The sequence below is a fragment of the Salinivibrio sp. IB643 genome, assembly GCF_001996105.1.
In the GTDB taxonomy this organism is placed as follows: Bacteria; Pseudomonadota; Gammaproteobacteria; order Enterobacterales; family Vibrionaceae; genus Salinivibrio; species Salinivibrio costicola.
In genome coordinates this window covers 1-16,219 of the sequence record NZ_MUFF01000003.1, presented here as the reverse complement: position 1 = coordinate 16,219, position 16,219 = coordinate 1, and the positions used below count along the sequence as shown (strand labels likewise).

Sequence of the window (16,219 nt, the reverse complement as noted above, 5' to 3'; positions counted from 1 at the left end):
GTGCTTGATATGAAAGCCAACTTAACTGATAAGAGTCAACGTGGCAAAAAAGAAAAAGCTTACTAAAGGCCAATTGCGGCGGGTTCGATCGAACCAGCAACGTCGGATCAAACAACACGATAACGACATCCAATGGGAAGATGCTGCCCTTGAGTCCTCTCGTGAAGGCCGAGTGATCACGCGGTTTGGGCAACATGCCGACATTGAAGATCCGCAAACAGGGAAAATACACCGGTGCAATCTTCGTCGTTCCGTTAGTAGCCTGGTAACAGGTGATCGCGTCATTTGGCGCCCAGGCAAAGAAGCACTCGAGGGGTTTGCCGGTGTGGTTGAAGCGGTACATGATCGCATGTCAGTTCTGACACGGCCTGATTACTATGACGGCGTTAAACCCGTTGCCGCCAATATCGATCAAGTGGTGATCGTGGCCGCGATCTTGCCCGAGCTATCGCTCAATATTATCGACCGTTACTTAATTGCGTGTGAAGTGCTCAATATCGCCCCGCTCATTGTGGTCAATAAAGTCGACCTGTTGGATGATGACGGCCGAGAAATGGTCGAGACGCTGCTCGATATCTATCGAGATATTGGCTATCCCTTGGTGATGGTGAGCGCCGATTCCGGTGAGGGCATGTCGACACTGGTTGAACAATTGGATCAACATGTCAGTGTGTTCGTGGGGCAATCAGGCGTAGGCAAATCAAGCCTAGTCAATACCTTATTACCCGATGTGCATGCGCAAACGCATCAGGTATCAGAAAACTCAGGTCTGGGGCAACACACCACGACCGCGGCACGCTTGTATCATTTCGCCCAAGGGGGCGATCTCATTGACTCACCTGGCGTGCGCGAGTTCGGTTTATGGCACCTTGAACCGGAACAAATCGCCCAGGGGTTTGTCGAATTTCGTGAATATTTAGGTGGGTGCAAATTCCGCGACTGCAAACATGGCGACGACCCAGGTTGCCTGCTTCGTCAAGCGGTCGAAGATGGCCATATTAGTGTGGAACGCTTTGACAGCTACCACCGTATTATTGAAAGCATGAAAGAAGCAAAAGATAATCGACAGTTCTCACGAAACAAGCAACTGTGAGCCGCTGTCACTACACGTATTGATTCGCTACACTGCGTGCCAATCCATAGCACGCATTGAGCCTAATTAACATTCTATAACTTGTCAGGACGAAACTGTGCGAGACGATTTAAAAGTCGGGCTGCAATACCTTGCGCCGAAACACGCTCTTACCCGAGTCATGGGCAAATTGGCTAGCTTAAAAGGCGGCTGGTTCACAACCTCGGTGATTAAGTGGTTTATTAAGCAGTATCACGTCGACATGGGCGAAGCAAAGGTCAGTGATCCTGGCTACTATCGCACCTTTAATGATTTTTTTGTCCGTGAGCTAAAACCTGCGTTACGTCCCATCGAAGGCGATAATGATACCTTGGTTTTTCCTGCCGATGCCTGCGTCAGTCAAGCGGGACGCATCGAGCAGGGGCAATTAATCCAAGCCAAAGGCCACTACTTTTCATTAACCGAATTAATCGGCGGCGATGCAGCACTCGCCAGCCAATTTGATGAGGGAACGTTCGCCACCTTATATCTCTCACCGCGTGATTATCACCGCGTCCATATGCCATGCGACGGGGTACTGCGCGAGATGATCTATATTCCTGGCGATCTCTTTTCAGTCAACCCGGTAACAGCAGAAAACGTTCCCAACCTGTTCGCACGCAATGAGCGTGTTGTCTGTCTCTTTGAAACAGATTTCGGCCCCATGGCGCAAATTTTAGTGGGTGCGACCATTGTCGGTAGCATTGAAACCACGTGGGCGGGCACGGTGACACCGCCAACTGGCGGCAGCATTCGTCGTTGGCAATACCCGACCGAGGGCGAGCAAGCGATTCACTTTGTCCAAGGTGATGAGATGGGCCGATTCAAACTGGGCTCAACCGTGATTAACCTCTTTCCACACGGTGCCCTGCACTTCGACGACCAAGTTACCCCTGGCACGCCTACGCAAATGGGGCAGCCCTACGCACATCGGCAGGCGTAATCGAAAAAATTGTGAGATAAGGGGCATTTATGCCCCTTTTTTGTGTCGAAATTCGGAGATTTTTCCCGTTAATCAACAGGCAAGGTCCGTATTATTGGGGGTATTCTGTTAGCAACAAAGCGCTTGCCTAWCCAACCGTAAGGCATGACGCGGTCGCCCACCAATGACGAAGGAGCGTATTTGTGGTTAATGCTCGTTTTATCAAGCTACTTGTCGCACTCAGCCTCCCCTTATTATTACTGCTTATCCCCACCGATTGGTTGCCTATTGCCGATCTTACGATTATTCAGCACCGCTTATTAGCCATCTTTTTAATGGCCGCGTTATTGTGGGTGCTTGAGCCCGTTCCCGTTTTTTCTACGTCCTTACTCATCATCACCCTGCAACTGATCATGATTTCAGACAAAGGCTTGCACTGGTTTCGTGGCATAACGCCTCATCATCCGCGTGGCGAGTTAATTCCTTACACCGATATATTAAGTGCGTTTTCATCGCCTATTATCATCCTGTTTATGGGTGGGTTTTCGTTGGCTATCGCGGCGTCTAAATATCAGCTCGACATTAACCTTGCCCGCGTGTTGCTCAAACCTTTCGGCCAACACCCCAAGTTCATTATGCTGGGGCTGATGTTGATCACGGCGGTATTTTCAATGTTTATGTCCAATACCGCGACAACTGTCATGATGTTGGCTCTATTAGCGCCCATTATCAGTGTGCTACCCAAAGGCGACCCGTTAATTAAAGCGATGGTGCTTTGCATTCCGGTCGCCGCGAATACCGGAGGAATCGCTACCCCTATCGGCACACCGCCAAACGCGATCGCGCTACAGTATTTAACCGGCGAATATCAAGTCTCCTTTTTAGACTGGATGAAGATGGGGCTCCCCTTCGTGATCGTCCAACTTAGTTTTGCTTGGTGGCTGTTACAACGCCTCTTTCGCAGTCAACACACTCGCGTGGAGCTTGCGTTAGAAGGCCGTTTTTTACAAAGCTGGCAAGCCTATACCGTCTATATTACCTTTGCGCTGACCATTGTTCTGTGGCTCACCACAGGCGCTCATGGCATGAATACGTATGTCGTCGCGGTGATCCCTCTGGCTATTTTTACCCTGACAGGGATCATTGGTAAGCCAGAGCTTAAGCAAATTAACTGGGATGTGCTTTGGCTGGTCGCCGGCGGGATTGCAATGGGGATCGCACTGGATCAAACCGGTCTCGCCGCAGCCCTCGCCCATGCAGTGGATTACAGCTTGCTCACTGCCATGACCGTTTTAATTACCTTATCGGTGATTTGCTGGCTGATGGCTAACTTTATGTCCAATACAGCGACCGCAAACTTGTTAATGCCGATTGCGGCGGCGATTGTCTCTTCCATGCCAGCGTTAGCAAGCATTGGCGGCATGCAAGGCTTGCTCATTGTTGTCGCTTTTTCCGCCTCTCTCGGCATGATTTTACCGGTATCGACCCCGCCCAACTCGCTCGCTTACTCCACGGGGTTTATCAGTAGTCAAGATCTGGTCAAAGTCGGCCTTATTCTCGGGGGCAGTGGTTTGATGCTGGTTTATGGTGGGGTTGTCTTATTAACATGACTGGCGTTTCATCGATGAGACAAAAAACCGGCAAGTCGTTTTCATTCTTCATAAGTATATGTTTTTATTGATCACAAATGGGGCAGCACGAGTAATGCAGGCGTTAGCGAGCTTGAGAGGAGAACTTTTTTTTAAATTCTATCCCCTCCCAGGATCAAGCTTTCTACAATTACGCAGACACTCAATAAGGAAGTGTCGTCATAGTGTGGTAGGACGAGGGATCTTTAATGACATTTACCATCAAGACCAAAATATTACTTGCGGTTGCTTTGGTCGTCGCCTTAGTCAGTGCAGTACAGGCATGGTTTTCAGTCAATCAACTTGAAGCAGAAACCGAACAAAGCGTCACCGCTCAAATGAGAGATGTGGGGCTATCAACGAGCAACTTTATCGAAGAATGGCTCGACATCCGTAGCAAAATGCTCGTCGCGAATGTGCCTTTGATTGCTAGCCAACCGAATGTTGATCGCGAATTATTACTGACCAAACGCCAGGGTGATTTTCTTACCGTCTATGCCGGCTTTGCTGATGGAACCATCGCCTATGGTGATAAAACCGAAAGCTGGCCAACCGACTACGACCCTCGTTCACGTCCATGGTATAAGCAAGCCAATGCGGCAAACAATTTAATTATTACGCCTCCTTATGTCGATGCCAATGGCGCTGGCATGGTCATCAGCTTTGCTAAAGCATTTAATCAACAGTTCGGAGGGGTTATTGCTGCTGACTTATCTGTCAACGCCATTGTCAAAGAGGTGCTTAACGTACGCCTACCCAACGAAGGCTTCGCGTTTTTGGTTGATAGCAACAATAAGGTGGTCGCCTATCGCGATACCGCGCTGAGTGGAAAAGCTTTAACGCAGGTCGACGATGAGCTCACACCAGCCTTCATTCAAAATGCACGAAACAGCCAAGCACTGGGCACCGTGACGTTCGATGGCGATGGCCGCGAAAAGCTCATTGCAGTCACAAAAGTGGAAGACGCTAACTGGAGTCTAGGGGTGGTTCAAGACAAACAACTGGCGTTTGCCTCCGTCTCCGAGCAAATAGTCTCCACGTTGGTCACATCGGTGATTTTGTTTGTCGTTATCGCTTTTATTGCCGGCTTCCTCATTCACCGTATGCTGGCCCCGCTGACTCAGCTGACGCACGCAGTGAGTTCCTTATCGCAAGGCAGTGGCGACCTTACTCAGCGTCTTGATATTGTGCGCCACGATGAAATCGGTGAGTTAGCTGGACACGTCAATGCGTTTTTAGCGCAATTGCAAGCTATGATTGGTCGAAGCGTCACCCAAAGTGTGGGATTGTCTGAACGCGCGGACCAATGTCGAAACCTTGCGCATCAGTCCACCGGTTTGGTCGGACAACAGCAAGGTGATGTCGATCAAATCGCGACCGCCATTCACCAAATGTCAGCCACTGCCAATGAAGTGGCCAGCAATGCCGAACAAACCGCTCGTTCAGCCCAAGAAGCAGAAAGTTCATGCCGGGCTGGCTTAGAGGTCGTGGAAAGTAACCGTGACGCGATCACACAGTTGGCAGAACAGGTCGAACAAGCCACCAATGTGATTCGAGAGCTAGACACAAACTCGCAAAGTATTAATCAAATCATTTCCACCATCCAAGGGATTGCCGAGCAAACGAACTTACTGGCGCTTAACGCCGCGATTGAGGCTGCGCGTGCTGGTGAGCAAGGCCGAGGGTTTGCGGTGGTCGCTGACGAGGTACGTGTACTGAGTCAACGCACGCACGACTCCACCGAAGAAGTCCGCAATATGATAGAAACGCTGCAGAACACGACACAACGTGCGGTAGATGGCATGACCCAAAGTAACGAAATGGCCACCTCCAGTGTCGATCGCGCCGCCTCAGCCAGTGATAAACTCAATCAAATCACAGGCGCGATTGGCGATATCTCCGAAATGGCGGCACAAATTGCCAGCGCGGCTGAAGAGCAACGTGCCGTCACTGAAGATATCAATCGCAATACCCAAGCGGTGCGCGATTTATCACTGGAGCTTCATCAAAAATCGAACGAAACGGGGGAGCAAGGCGAGCAAATGGCGCAAGACGCGCAGGCGATGCACAGTGACTTGTCTAAATTTAAAGTCTAACGCGTCAACGATATAAACACGGCGATGCAACCAGGCTGCCTATACCAGTAGGCAGCCTCTCTATTGGCAGAAAGATCACAAATTCTGCGTTCAACGATTCCTTATCCTCAGTTATCAACGCGATTTGCCTCATTGATCTAACTTTGCTGTAAGCCTTGCGTATACACTCAAAGCTATTTTTTAATGAGATGGAAATGTGTCTATGTCCAAGCCGACAATTAAGCTGAAAATTATTGTGGCTATTGCCTTTATCGTCGCGCTGGTCAGTGCGGTGCTTGCCAGCATTTCTGTGCGTCAGCTCCAAACTGAAACCACCACCAGCATTACCAAGCAAATGCATGATGTCGGTGATGCCACCACTCAGTTCATTGATAGCTGGTTAAGTACGCGTGCCGATATGCTTCTGGCCAATGAGACGCTGATTGCGAATAACGCCAATGTCGATCGTGAACTGCTAGTGACGAAGCGTGCGGGGCACTTTTTATCCGTTTATGCTGGGTTTAGCGATGGACGCATTGCTTATGGTGATAAAAGTGAAGACTGGCCAGCGGATTACGATCCGCGCACACGGCCCTGGTACCAGAGTGCGAGTGGAGTCAATGAACTTATTATTACTGAGCCCTATCAGGATTTTGACGGTAGCCTAGTGGTCAGTTTAGCCAAGGCCTTTAATGGCCAATACCAAGGTGTGATCGCCGCCGATGTCACCGTGACTGATATCGTCGACCAGGTGCTCAATTTGAAGATCAGTAATGGCTTTGCCTTTTTGGTCGACGGTGAAAATCGCCTCGTCGCGTATCGTGATACAGACTTAAGTCGCCAACCACTCACCGATCTGGATGACGAGCTGACTCGCAACTTTATGGCCAATGCCAGTGCGCAACGCCAACTCACCACCTTTGAGCTCAACGGCAAAGAAAAACTGCTTGCTGCAATAACCGTCCCCAACACCGATTGGACGCTGGGTATTGTCGAAGATAAAGCGCAAGCTTACGCCTCCGTATCAGAGCAAATTACTTTTGTGGTGATCGCCTCAGTCATTCTTTTTGTCGTGATCGCCTTTATCGCCGGGGCCCTGATTAAACAATTACTCAAGCCGTTGAGTGAATTAACCGCAGCGGTGCGGACGCTCTCTGCCGGTGAAGGTGATCTGACCCAAAGGATCAACATAGCCCGTCGCGATGAAATTGGTGAATTGGCCGAGTACGTTAACGCCTTCCTTGCACAACTTCAGCAAATGGTTGGTAAAGCGGTCAATCAAAGCATGACATTGTCGCAAAGCGCCGAGGAATGCCGAACCCATGCGTTACAATCGAGTCAATTAGTCGACAAGCAGCAAAACGATGTCGACCAAATAGCTACCGCGATCCATGAGATGTCAACCACCGCCAACGAAGTGGCCAGTCATGCCGAGGATACCGCCACATCGGCGCAACAAGCGGAGCAATCATGCCAAGAAGGGTTAAGTGTGGTAGGTGACAACCGCGACGCCATCACTCAATTGGCTCAGCAAGTCGAGCGCGCCACCAATGTGATCCGTGAACTGGATGAGAACGCGCAGAGTATTAACCAAATTATTGCGACCATACAAGGGGTGGCGGAACAAACCAACCTGTTGGCATTGAATGCGGCGATAGAAGCGGCACGCGCGGGTGAACAAGGGCGCGGCTTTGCGGTAGTCGCCGATGAAGTACGGGTATTAAGCCAACGGACACACGACTCCACCGAAGAAATTCGCAATATGATTGAGACCCTGCAACACACGACGCAACGGGCCGTGGATGATATGACGCAAAGTAATGAGATGGCGACATCAAGCGTTGATCGTGCTGAAGCTGCGAGTGAGCGTCTCAACCAAATCACCACTGCGATTGGGCGGATTTCAGAAATGGCGATTCAAATTGCCAGCGCCGCAGAAGAGCAGCGCGCGGTCACCGACGATATTAATCGCAATACCCAAGCGGTAAAAGATCTCTCCTACGAGATCCATCAACAAGCGAGCGCCACAGGCGACCAAGGTGACAGCATGGCGCAGGCGGCTCAAGACATGCATCAAGACTTATCTAAATTTAAAGTCTAAACCGGTGCCTGCCCTAAACGCCGCCTTCGAGCGGCGTTTTTATCGGTGCGGCCTTGTTAAGCGCGCGAAACAGGAAACGCGGTCACCGCATTAATATGGTCACACCCCAAAGCCAGCATGACTAAGCGGTCAACACCCAGCGCCACGCCCGCACAATCGGGTAAGCCTGCCTCTAATGCGGCGAGCAAGTGCGTATCGATAGGTTGTGGCGCTAATCCTCGTGCAATCCGCGCTTGGTTATCCGCCTCAAACCGCCGACGCTGTTCGCAAGCGTCTTGCAACTCATAAAAACCATTTGCCAGCTCAACTCCTTGGTAATACACCTCAAAGCGATGCGCGACGCGTGGATCTGCTTGGCTAATTTTTGCTAACGCTGCTTGTGATTCGGGAAAGTCATAAACAAAAACAGGCGCCTGTAAGCCAATATTGGGCTCCACCATCACCGAGAAAAGCAGTTGCAACAAGGTATCTTTATCTGTCTCATCTTGGGTGATATCGGCCAATCCCTGGGTGGCCGCAAGTGCGCGCAGCTGAGCAATTTCCGCGGTTAATGGACACAGCCCGGTAGTAGACTCAAACGCCTCTTGATAGCTCATCCGTGTCGCAGCCTGACACCTTAGTACAGCTTGTAACAACGCGTTCATTTCATCCATCAACTGGTGGTGATCAAAACCAGGGCGATACCATTCGAGCATGGTAAATTCCGGATTGTGGTAACGGCCAGCTTCTTCGTTACGAAACGCTTTACTGATTTGGTAAATCGGCCCGCTCCCCGCGGCCAGTAAGCGCTTCATATGAAACTCAGGGCTGGTCATTAAGTGCAACGACACGCCGTCAGCGAAACCAGGCCCAACCAAAGACGTTTTAAAGCTATGTAGGTGCACATCGGTGACCGCCGCTTGGCTAAGTGCTGGCGTATCCACTTCCCATACGCCACGGTCAGCAAAAAATTGCCGAAGACGTGCCATGATATCGGCTCGCTTTTTCAGTTGCTCTAGCGACGCAGTTGGTGGCCATTGCGTGGTTAAGGTCATAAAAAATTCTCTGTTCGCACCATGGCGCCAGTCTATCGCCAGCGAGCAAAATAACAAGCGCCTTCCTGTTTGCTTGTTACGCAATATTAGCGTGTCACATGGCGCATTTCTATTGCAAGTCTTGCGCGCTTTTTCAACGCTATCGCACACTTACCGATTCATCTCACACTTTTATGCAATTTAACACCCATGCCCGCAAAATCGCGGCAATTCCCCGACTGAGTCAATTTTTACGCAGACGAGATTGCCTACTATGACAGCACAACAATAAACAAGCCAAGCACTGGCTTTCCCTATAACACTGGAGGATGAACGTGCGGACCCTCACTACAGATATTGCAGTTATCGGCGCCGGCGGCGCTGGACTGCGCACCGCTATTGCGGCTGCAGAGGCCGATCCCTCTCTTAATATTGCATTGGTGTCTAAGGTCTACCCGATGCGCTCACACACTGTGGCAGCCGAAGGTGGCTCAGCGGCCGTCATCAAGGACGAGGACAGCTTAGACAATCATTTTAATGATACCGTCAGCGGCGGCGATTGGTTATGTGAGCAAGACGTTGTCGACTACTTTGTTAAAAATTGCGCCCATGAAATGGTGCAATTGGAGCAATGGGGGTGCCCTTGGAGCCGTAAAGACGACGGCAGCATTAATGTGCGCCGATTCGGCGGTATGAAAGTGGAGCGGACGTGGTTCGCTGCCGATAAAACCGGCTTTCACATGTTGCATACTTTATTCCAAACCTCGGTCAAATACCCACAAATCCAGCGCCTAGACGAATATTTTGTTGTCGATTTGATTATCGATGAGGGGCAGGTACAGGGGTTGATTGCCTTACACATGGCAGAGGGCGAGCTGGTCTGTATCAAAGCCAAGTCGGTCGTATTGGCAACCGGGGGGGCCGGCCGAGTATATAGCTGTAACACCAATGGTGGCATTGTCACCGGTGATGGCATGGCCATGGCGTATCGTCACGGGATTCCACTACGCGATATGGAATTTGTGCAATATCATCCAACCGGATTGCCGGGGACAGGTATCTTAATGACCGAAGGCTGCCGAGGTGAAGGCGGCATTATTGTCAACAAAGACGGTTATCGTTACTTGCAAGATTACGGTATGGGCCCAGAAACGCCGGTCGGTCAACCGAAGAATAAATACATGGAGCTTGGCCCGCGCGATAAAGTCTCTCAGGCTTTTTGGCACGAGCAACAAAAAGGCAACACCATCAAGCACACACTCGGTGATGTGGTGCATCTCGACTTGCGCCACCTGGGTGAAGACTATATTCAAGAGCGCCTACCCTTTATCTGTGAGCTGGCGAAAGCCTATGTCAATGTTGACCCAGCCAAAGAGCCGATTCCTATCCGCCCAACGGTGCATTACACCATGGGAGGGATCGAAACCGACGCGCAAACGGAAACACGTGTTAAAGGCCTATTTGCAGTCGGTGAGTGCTCTTCTGTTGGCTTACACGGCGCCAATCGTCTTGGTTCAAACTCGCTCGCCGAGCTTGCTGTATTCGGTCGTTTAGCCGGTGAGGGCGCTGCCAAGCGTGCTAACAGTTTCACAGATTGGAACCAAGCGGCCATCGACGCTCAAATTCAAGACGTGAAAGCGCACATTGATCAGTTGCTCTCTAATCAAGGGGAAGAAAACTGGGCGGATATTCGTCGCGAGCTCGGTGAAACCATGGAAGCGGGTTGTGGTATTTATCGTCGAGAAGACTTAATGCAGGCCACGATTGATAAAATTGCCGAACTGAAAGCTCGCTACCAAAATATCAGCATTCAAGATAAAGGCAGTGTGTTTAATACCGACCTGCTATACGCCATTGAAGTAGGCTATGGCCTAGAAGTCGCCGAAGCCATGGCACATTCCGCGATACAGCGTAAAGAGTCACGCGGCGCACACCAACGTCTTGATGAAGGCTGCACCAGCCGTGATGATGAAAACTATCTCAAGCATACTTTGGCGTTCTATCAAGCAGAGCATGGCCCTCGCATCGACTATAGCGATGTCAAAATAACCAAGTCACAACCTCAAGCACGACTGTATGGTGATGCAGCAGAGCAAGCGAATCGTGACAGCGCCGACCAACAAGAGGAGCACGCAAAATGACGCAAGCTACCTATCAGGTCTCAGTGCTCAGGTATGATCCCGCAACGGATGAGGCCCCCTACACGCAAGACTTCGTGGTCACCGGTGACGAAACCATGTCGGTTCTGGATGCGCTGGGTTATATCAAAGATAACCTGGATAAGTCACTGTCTTATCGCTGGTCTTGTCGCATGGCCATTTGTGGCTCGTGTGGCATGATGGTTGATGGCGTGCCAAAGCTAGCCTGTAAAGCGTTTTTACGTGATTACCCCAAAGGGGTACTGATTGAGCCTTTGGCTAACTTTGCGATCGAAAAAGATCTGGTGGTGGATATGACACCATTTATTGAACGTCTTGAAGCGATCAAACCGTATATTTTAGGTAATGACCGCCGCCCCGAAGACGGGCCTAATACGCAAACGCCTGAACAAATGGCGCGCTACAAGCAGTTCGCAGCCTGTATTAATTGCGGTCTTTGTTACGCAGCGTGTCCGCAATTTGGCCTTAACCCTGACTTTTTAGGTCCCGCCGCCATCACACTTGCGCATCGTTATAACCTGGACAGTCGCGACGGTGGTCAACACGAGCGTATGCCACTGATTAATAGTGATAACGGCGCCTGGGGGTGTACGTTTGTTGGCTATTGCTCACAAGTGTGCCCTAAAGGGGTCGATCCTGCTGGAGCGGTTAACCAAGGCAAAGTGGCCTCCACGCAAGATATGGTGATCGCCATGTTTAATCCCAATAAAGAAGGGAAGGAGGTAACAGGATGAGTAACCGTAAACCTTATGTACGACCTATGCCTCGTACTTGGTGGCTGCACCACCCATTTTATCGCTTCTACATGATACGAGAAGCAACTGTGCTGCCTTTAGTCTTCTTTACTCTCAGCCTAACCGCGGGATTAATTTGCTTGGTACAAGGCCCACAGGCCTGGCAGGGATGGCTTGACTATATGGCCCATCCAGTTGTGGTGTTACTCAATCTGGTCGCGTTAATCGCCAGCTTGTTCCACGCCACGACGTTTTTCAGCATGATGCCACAAGTCATGCCAATTCGAATCAAAGGGAAGCTATTGGATAGTCAATGGGTGATTGGCGCACAATGGGGCGCGGTGGCTGTAGTATCACTGATCGCCTTGGTGCTCATTTAGGAGGTGTTATGATCGATCCCAAACCAAAACGTTCCGATGAGCCAATTTGGTGGAGTTTATTTGGTGCTGGGGGGACGTGGTTCGCCATGTTCACCCCTATTACTGTGCTGATTTTAGGGATCTTAGTGCCGCTTGGTATTATTGATCCCAGCGCACTCAGCTACGACCGTGTCATGATGTTTGCCGAACATTGGCTGGGCAAGTTACTTATCCTCGCCACCTTAGCACTACCCATGTGGCATGCGATGCACCGCATTCACCATGGCCTGCACGACCTTAAGCTGCATATCGGCTTGGCAGGCAAAGTTGTCTGTTATGCGATTGCATTTACGGTCAGTGTCGTCGCCGCGCTTTTAGTATTAATGATCTAGCGTGTGCTAAACGCAATAAAACAAAAAGCCCTGGTGAATCACACTCAGGGCTTTTTATTGTCGGTCATTATTTTACGCGTCCAACATACTCGCCAGAGCGCGTATCGACTTTGAGTACTTCACCGATTTGAATAAACAAAGGCACTCGTACAACCGCACCTGTGGTCAATGTTGCCGGCTTACCGCCTGTGCCTTGGGTATCCCCTTTTAGGCCAGGATCCGTTTCCGTCACTTCTAGTTCAACGAAATTAGGCGGTGTGACCACAATCGGATCACCATTCCAAAGGGTAAGCGTACAGCTGTTGTTTTCAACCAACCATTTGACGTTATCACCCACCGCACTCTCGTTTGCAGCGATTTGCTCAAAGGTTTCGTTGTTCATAAAGTGGAAGAATTCACCGTCGGTATAAAGGTAATCCATATCCACTTCAATCACATCGGCCGCTTCAACTGTATCACCGGATTTAAAAGTCTTTTCCAAGACTTTGCCAGAGATCAGCTTACGCAGTTTGACCCGGTTAAAGGCTTGGCCTTTACCTGGTTTCACAAATTCATTTTCGGTAATGACACACGGCTCGTTATCGAGCATAATTTTCATGCCGCCGCGGAATTCATTGGTGCTGAAAGACGCCATCTTGATCCTCTTAACATCTTCGAGTTTTCACAAATGTCGCACATCATAACCCGAATCCAGCCTGCTGTTGAGCGAAACTGGATCAAAGAACTCGCAGAGGCGATCACAGATCCCAGTGAATTGCTGCAACTGCTTGAAATTTCACCTGAGGAATGGACGTCCGGTTTTGCCGCGCGCCGCTTGTTTCCACAACGCGTTCCTCGCAGTTTTGTTGCCCGAATGGAAAAAGGCAATCCGAACGACCCGCTGCTTAAGCAAGTGTTACCTATCGCGCAGGAGTTTAATGAGGTGGAGGGCTTCAGCGCTGATCCGCTTGAAGAGCAAGATAATGCGATTCCTGGGTTATTGCATAAATACCACAACCGCGTGTTACTGATCGTTAAAGGAGGCTGCGCGATAAATTGCCGCTATTGCTTCCGTCGCCATTTTCCTTATCAGGACAACAAGGGCAGCAAACGCGTATGGCAAGGTGCATTGGATTATATCGCTGCACATCATGAAATTGACGAAGTGATCTTATCCGGCGGCGATCCCCTGATGGCCAAAGATGAGGAGCTCGATTGGCTTATCAGCGCCATTGAGCCGATGAATCATGTGAAACGGCTACGCATTCACTCTCGTCTGCCGGTGGTGATCCCAGCGCGTATCACCTCTGCGCTTACTGAACATTTGTCTCGCTCACGCCTGCAAGTGGTGATGGTTACTCACATCAATCATGCCAATGAGATAGATACCGAGTTAAGCGATAAGCTCCACACATTGCGACAAGCGGGAATTACGCTGCTCAATCAAAGCGTGCTGCTAAAAGGGGTGAATGATAGTGCGGATGCGTTGGTGGCACTGAGTCAACGACTATTTGATGCCGGCGTTTTACCTTACTACCTGCATGTATTGGATAAAGTCCAAGGCGCCGCTCACTTTTTAGTCTCAGACGATGAAGCGCGCGCCTTAATGCAGGAGATTATCGAGCAGCTCTCCGGCTATTTAGTCCCTCGACTGACTCGGGAAACCGGTGGCCGAGCAAGTAAAACGCCGCTGGATCTACATTTAGAGTGAATAATCAGTAACCCATTAAATATAAGTTGTTGATTTATCTTTAATTCCATGGTTTATTAGAAAGGCAAGCTCACCACAAGGGTGTGTTATGTCTCTGATTATTCGTCAATACCACGCCGACGACATTCCGGCGATACGTGATATCTATGCGCAACCCAAGGCTCAAGCAGGCACCCTGCAATTGCCGATGCCGAGCCTTGCCATGTGGGAAAAGCGACTTAATCAGGTACCTGATGGCGTATACCCATTGGTTGCCGAACTAGAGGGAAAAGTGGTCGGTAACCTCGGCTTGGTCATTGCCGCGAATCCTCGCCGTCGCCACGTTGCAGATATTGGCATGGGCGTTCACGATGCTTACCAAGGCCGCGGCATTGGTAGTGCGCTAATGGAAAAAGCGATCGATCTAGCCGAAAACTGGTTGAATGTGTCACGGATCGAGCTGACCGTTTATGTAGATAACGCTGCTGCGACCCGCCTCTATCAAAAATTTGGCTTTGAAATTGAAGGCACCGCCAAACAGTTTGCGTTCCGTAACGGCGAGTTTGTTGATGCCTATTATATGGCGCGTACCCGCTAATCAAGCCACTCTGGCTGGCAGTCAGGTTTAGCATAACTCAGACGGCCAACACGGCTGGAGGTGTGGTAGCAATCTAATCCGCTCAAGGCAACGGTGCCTGCTTGCTCGATGTCGACAAAGCCATCCTCACTGACACAACTGTCTGGCACGTGCGCTTCGATTATTTCCCCCACTAACAAGTGAGTACCATTGATCGCCATCGTATGCTCTTCACGGAGAACAAGACCAAGGCGGATCGCGGCTTCTTGTACAAAAGGCGCACCAAACTTTTCACGCCATAAAGGCGTCAAACCAACCTGATCAAATTCAGAGATATCGTGAGGGTAACGCGCTGACGTTTGATGAGCCGCCACAATCATCTCTTTTTGTACGTGATTAAGTGTATAAAAACCCGTCGCTCTAATGTTTTCTAACGTATCACGCGGCACAGTATCAGGGCGGATTATCACCCCCATTAACGCAGGGCTTGCTCCGAGATGAAACGCAGAGCTCACAATACATAAATTAGTTTGTTGGTTTGTATCGCTGGTGCCCAACAAGTTGGCTGATTTAAATCCTGATAAGCTGTTCACAAAAGTCGCACGGTAGCGTTTTTCCATCGCAACGATGGCTTCTTTCTCATACACGCTCAGTGACATGGGTTTCCTTATTTAATCTGACATTGTTGGCAGCGTGCTTGGCCCGTCAAAATCGCCGAGATCCGATAACGGTGCTGGGCAAAGAAAAGATAGGCTTTGTCTGCAAACCACGCAATAACCGGCCAGCGCAACCAACTCACCCAAGCGCCTTTTCCAACCGCATCCCACGCTACATAGGTTGCATCTAAACCATACACCATTTGCCCGTCATTATCTTGTGCATGCAAAATACGATTCGCCGAGCTGGGATCAACGTTGGGAAAATCAATGGAAAAATCCGCTTGGTGAATATCAACTAATCGCAGCGCATCGTCGCCATCCCATCGCGAGAGCTTACGCATTTCTTTCACACACAAAGGACACATGCTGTCATAGAACACAGTTACCATAATGGTACCTCCCGAGGCATTAATACGCGCCGGCGGGGACACTCGATCAAAAAAAGAAAGCCCTGACCGTCAGGCCAGGGCTTTATTGGTTTTTCATCAAAGATTAAAGATAAAAAAAAGCCCCGACCGTTAGGTCAGGGCTTCGTATTTCTTTCTCATCAAAGTCTTACACATATCCGCTTTGATGATTAAATTGCGAGCTATTCGCAGGGAGTTTTGAAGCGAGACGCACAATGTATGCCAATACATGAGCATCGCAGCTATCAAAAATCACAAGCAATAGGCGCAATTTATAATCAAAGCCTGGCGATGTCCTACTCTCACATGGGGAGACCCCACACTACCATCGGCGCTGCTTCGTTATAATCAAAGCCTGGCGATGTCCTACTCTCACATGGGGAGACCCCACACTACCATCGGCGCTGCTTCGT

15 protein-coding genes are annotated in these 16,219 nt (G+C 50.0%); 11 read left to right on the top strand and 4 right to left on the bottom strand.

The genetic code is table 11. The features are described from left to right. Positions 1-40 precede the first annotated feature (40 nt). From rsgA to BZG77_RS01720, 5 genes are all read left to right on the top strand, one after another. The gene (rsgA, locus tag BZG77_RS01740) at positions 41-1,093 is read left to right on the top strand and encodes a small ribosomal subunit biogenesis GTPase RsgA (RefSeq protein WP_077645965.1); all 1,053 of its coding nucleotides are present in this window, start codon (positions 41-43) and stop codon (positions 1,091-1,093) included. Between the two features lie 97 nt (positions 1,094-1,190). After that, positions 1,191-2,054 carry an archaetidylserine decarboxylase gene (gene asd, locus BZG77_RS01735; RefSeq protein WP_077645964.1) on the top strand — a complete coding sequence of 288 codons (864 nt, stop codon included), beginning with the start codon at positions 1,191-1,193 and terminating at the stop codon, positions 2,052-2,054. 182 nt (positions 2,055-2,236) lie between these two features. Next, positions 2,237-3,643, top strand: coding sequence for an SLC13 family permease (locus BZG77_RS01730; protein ID WP_077645963.1), 1,407 nt, complete (start codon positions 2,237-2,239; stop codon positions 3,641-3,643). Between the two features lie 227 nt (positions 3,644-3,870). Further along, positions 3,871-5,757, top strand: a complete 1,887-nt coding sequence (locus BZG77_RS01725; protein ID WP_077645962.1) for a methyl-accepting chemotaxis protein — start codon at positions 3,871-3,873, stop codon at positions 5,755-5,757. A 202-nt stretch (positions 5,758-5,959) separates the two neighbouring features. Continuing rightward, positions 5,960-7,837 (top strand): methyl-accepting chemotaxis protein, encoded by a 1,878-nt coding sequence (locus tag BZG77_RS01720; protein ID WP_077645961.1) that lies wholly within the window; start codon positions 5,960-5,962, stop codon positions 7,835-7,837. A gap of 56 nt (positions 7,838-7,893) precedes the next feature. On the opposite strand, the gene epmA is transcribed toward BZG77_RS01720, so the two are convergent. Further along, entirely contained in the window at positions 7,894-8,871 is a 978-nt protein-coding gene (gene epmA, locus BZG77_RS01715; RefSeq protein WP_077645960.1) for an elongation factor P--(R)-beta-lysine ligase, read from the bottom strand. 314 nt (positions 8,872-9,185) lie between these two features. Here epmA and frdA point away from each other — a divergent pair, with 314 nt between their 5' ends. The 4 genes from frdA to frdD are packed head-to-tail and all read left to right on the top strand — an operon-like array spanning position 9,186 to position 12,494. Continuing rightward, positions 9,186-10,991 carry a fumarate reductase (quinol) flavoprotein subunit gene (gene frdA, locus BZG77_RS01710; protein WP_077646062.1) on the top strand — a complete coding sequence of 602 codons (1,806 nt, stop codon included), beginning with the start codon at positions 9,186-9,188 and terminating at the stop codon, positions 10,989-10,991. Then, complete coding sequence (locus BZG77_RS01705; RefSeq protein ID WP_021023465.1) at positions 10,988-11,743, top strand: succinate dehydrogenase/fumarate reductase iron-sulfur subunit; 756 nt, start codon at positions 10,988-10,990, stop codon at positions 11,741-11,743. Before frdA ends, BZG77_RS01705 begins: the two co-directional genes overlap by 4 nt. Next, positions 11,740-12,123: a fumarate reductase subunit FrdC gene (gene frdC, locus BZG77_RS01700; protein ID WP_077645959.1), complete on the top strand. Its 384-nt coding sequence runs from the start codon at positions 11,740-11,742 to the stop codon at positions 12,121-12,123. The genes BZG77_RS01705 and frdC overlap by 4 nt, the downstream gene beginning before the upstream one ends. An 8-nt stretch (positions 12,124-12,131) precedes the next feature. Beyond that, complete coding sequence (gene frdD / locus BZG77_RS01695; protein ID WP_077460027.1) at positions 12,132-12,494, top strand: fumarate reductase subunit FrdD; 363 nt, start codon at positions 12,132-12,134, stop codon at positions 12,492-12,494. Positions 12,495-12,561: 67 nt separating this feature from the next. On the opposite strand, the gene efp is transcribed toward frdD, so the two are convergent. Beyond that, entirely contained in the window at positions 12,562-13,128 is a 567-nt protein-coding gene (gene efp / locus BZG77_RS01690) for an elongation factor P (protein WP_077645958.1), read from the bottom strand. A 33-nt stretch (positions 13,129-13,161) separates the two neighbouring features. On the opposite strand from efp, the gene epmB reads away from it, so the two are divergent. Next, on the top strand, positions 13,162-14,184 hold the full coding sequence (epmB, locus tag BZG77_RS01685; protein ID WP_077645957.1) for an EF-P beta-lysylation protein EpmB: 1,023 nt from the start codon (positions 13,162-13,164) through the stop codon (positions 14,182-14,184). Positions 14,185-14,272: 88 nt separating this feature from the next. Further along, a complete protein-coding gene (locus BZG77_RS01680; RefSeq protein ID WP_077521597.1) occupies positions 14,273-14,761 on the top strand; it encodes a GNAT family N-acetyltransferase in 489 nt (162 codons plus the stop codon). Here the strand turns inward: BZG77_RS01680 and BZG77_RS01675 are convergent. Beyond that, positions 14,758-15,399, bottom strand: a complete 642-nt coding sequence (locus BZG77_RS01675; RefSeq protein ID WP_077645956.1) for a flavin reductase family protein — start codon at positions 15,397-15,399, stop codon at positions 14,758-14,760. The genes BZG77_RS01680 and BZG77_RS01675 overlap by 4 nt on opposite strands. An 8-nt stretch (positions 15,400-15,407) precedes the next feature. Next, on the bottom strand, positions 15,408-15,788 hold the full coding sequence (locus BZG77_RS01670) for a thiol-disulfide oxidoreductase DCC family protein (protein ID WP_077645955.1): 381 nt from the start codon (positions 15,786-15,788) through the stop codon (positions 15,408-15,410). Positions 15,789-16,219: the final 431 nt, after the last annotated feature.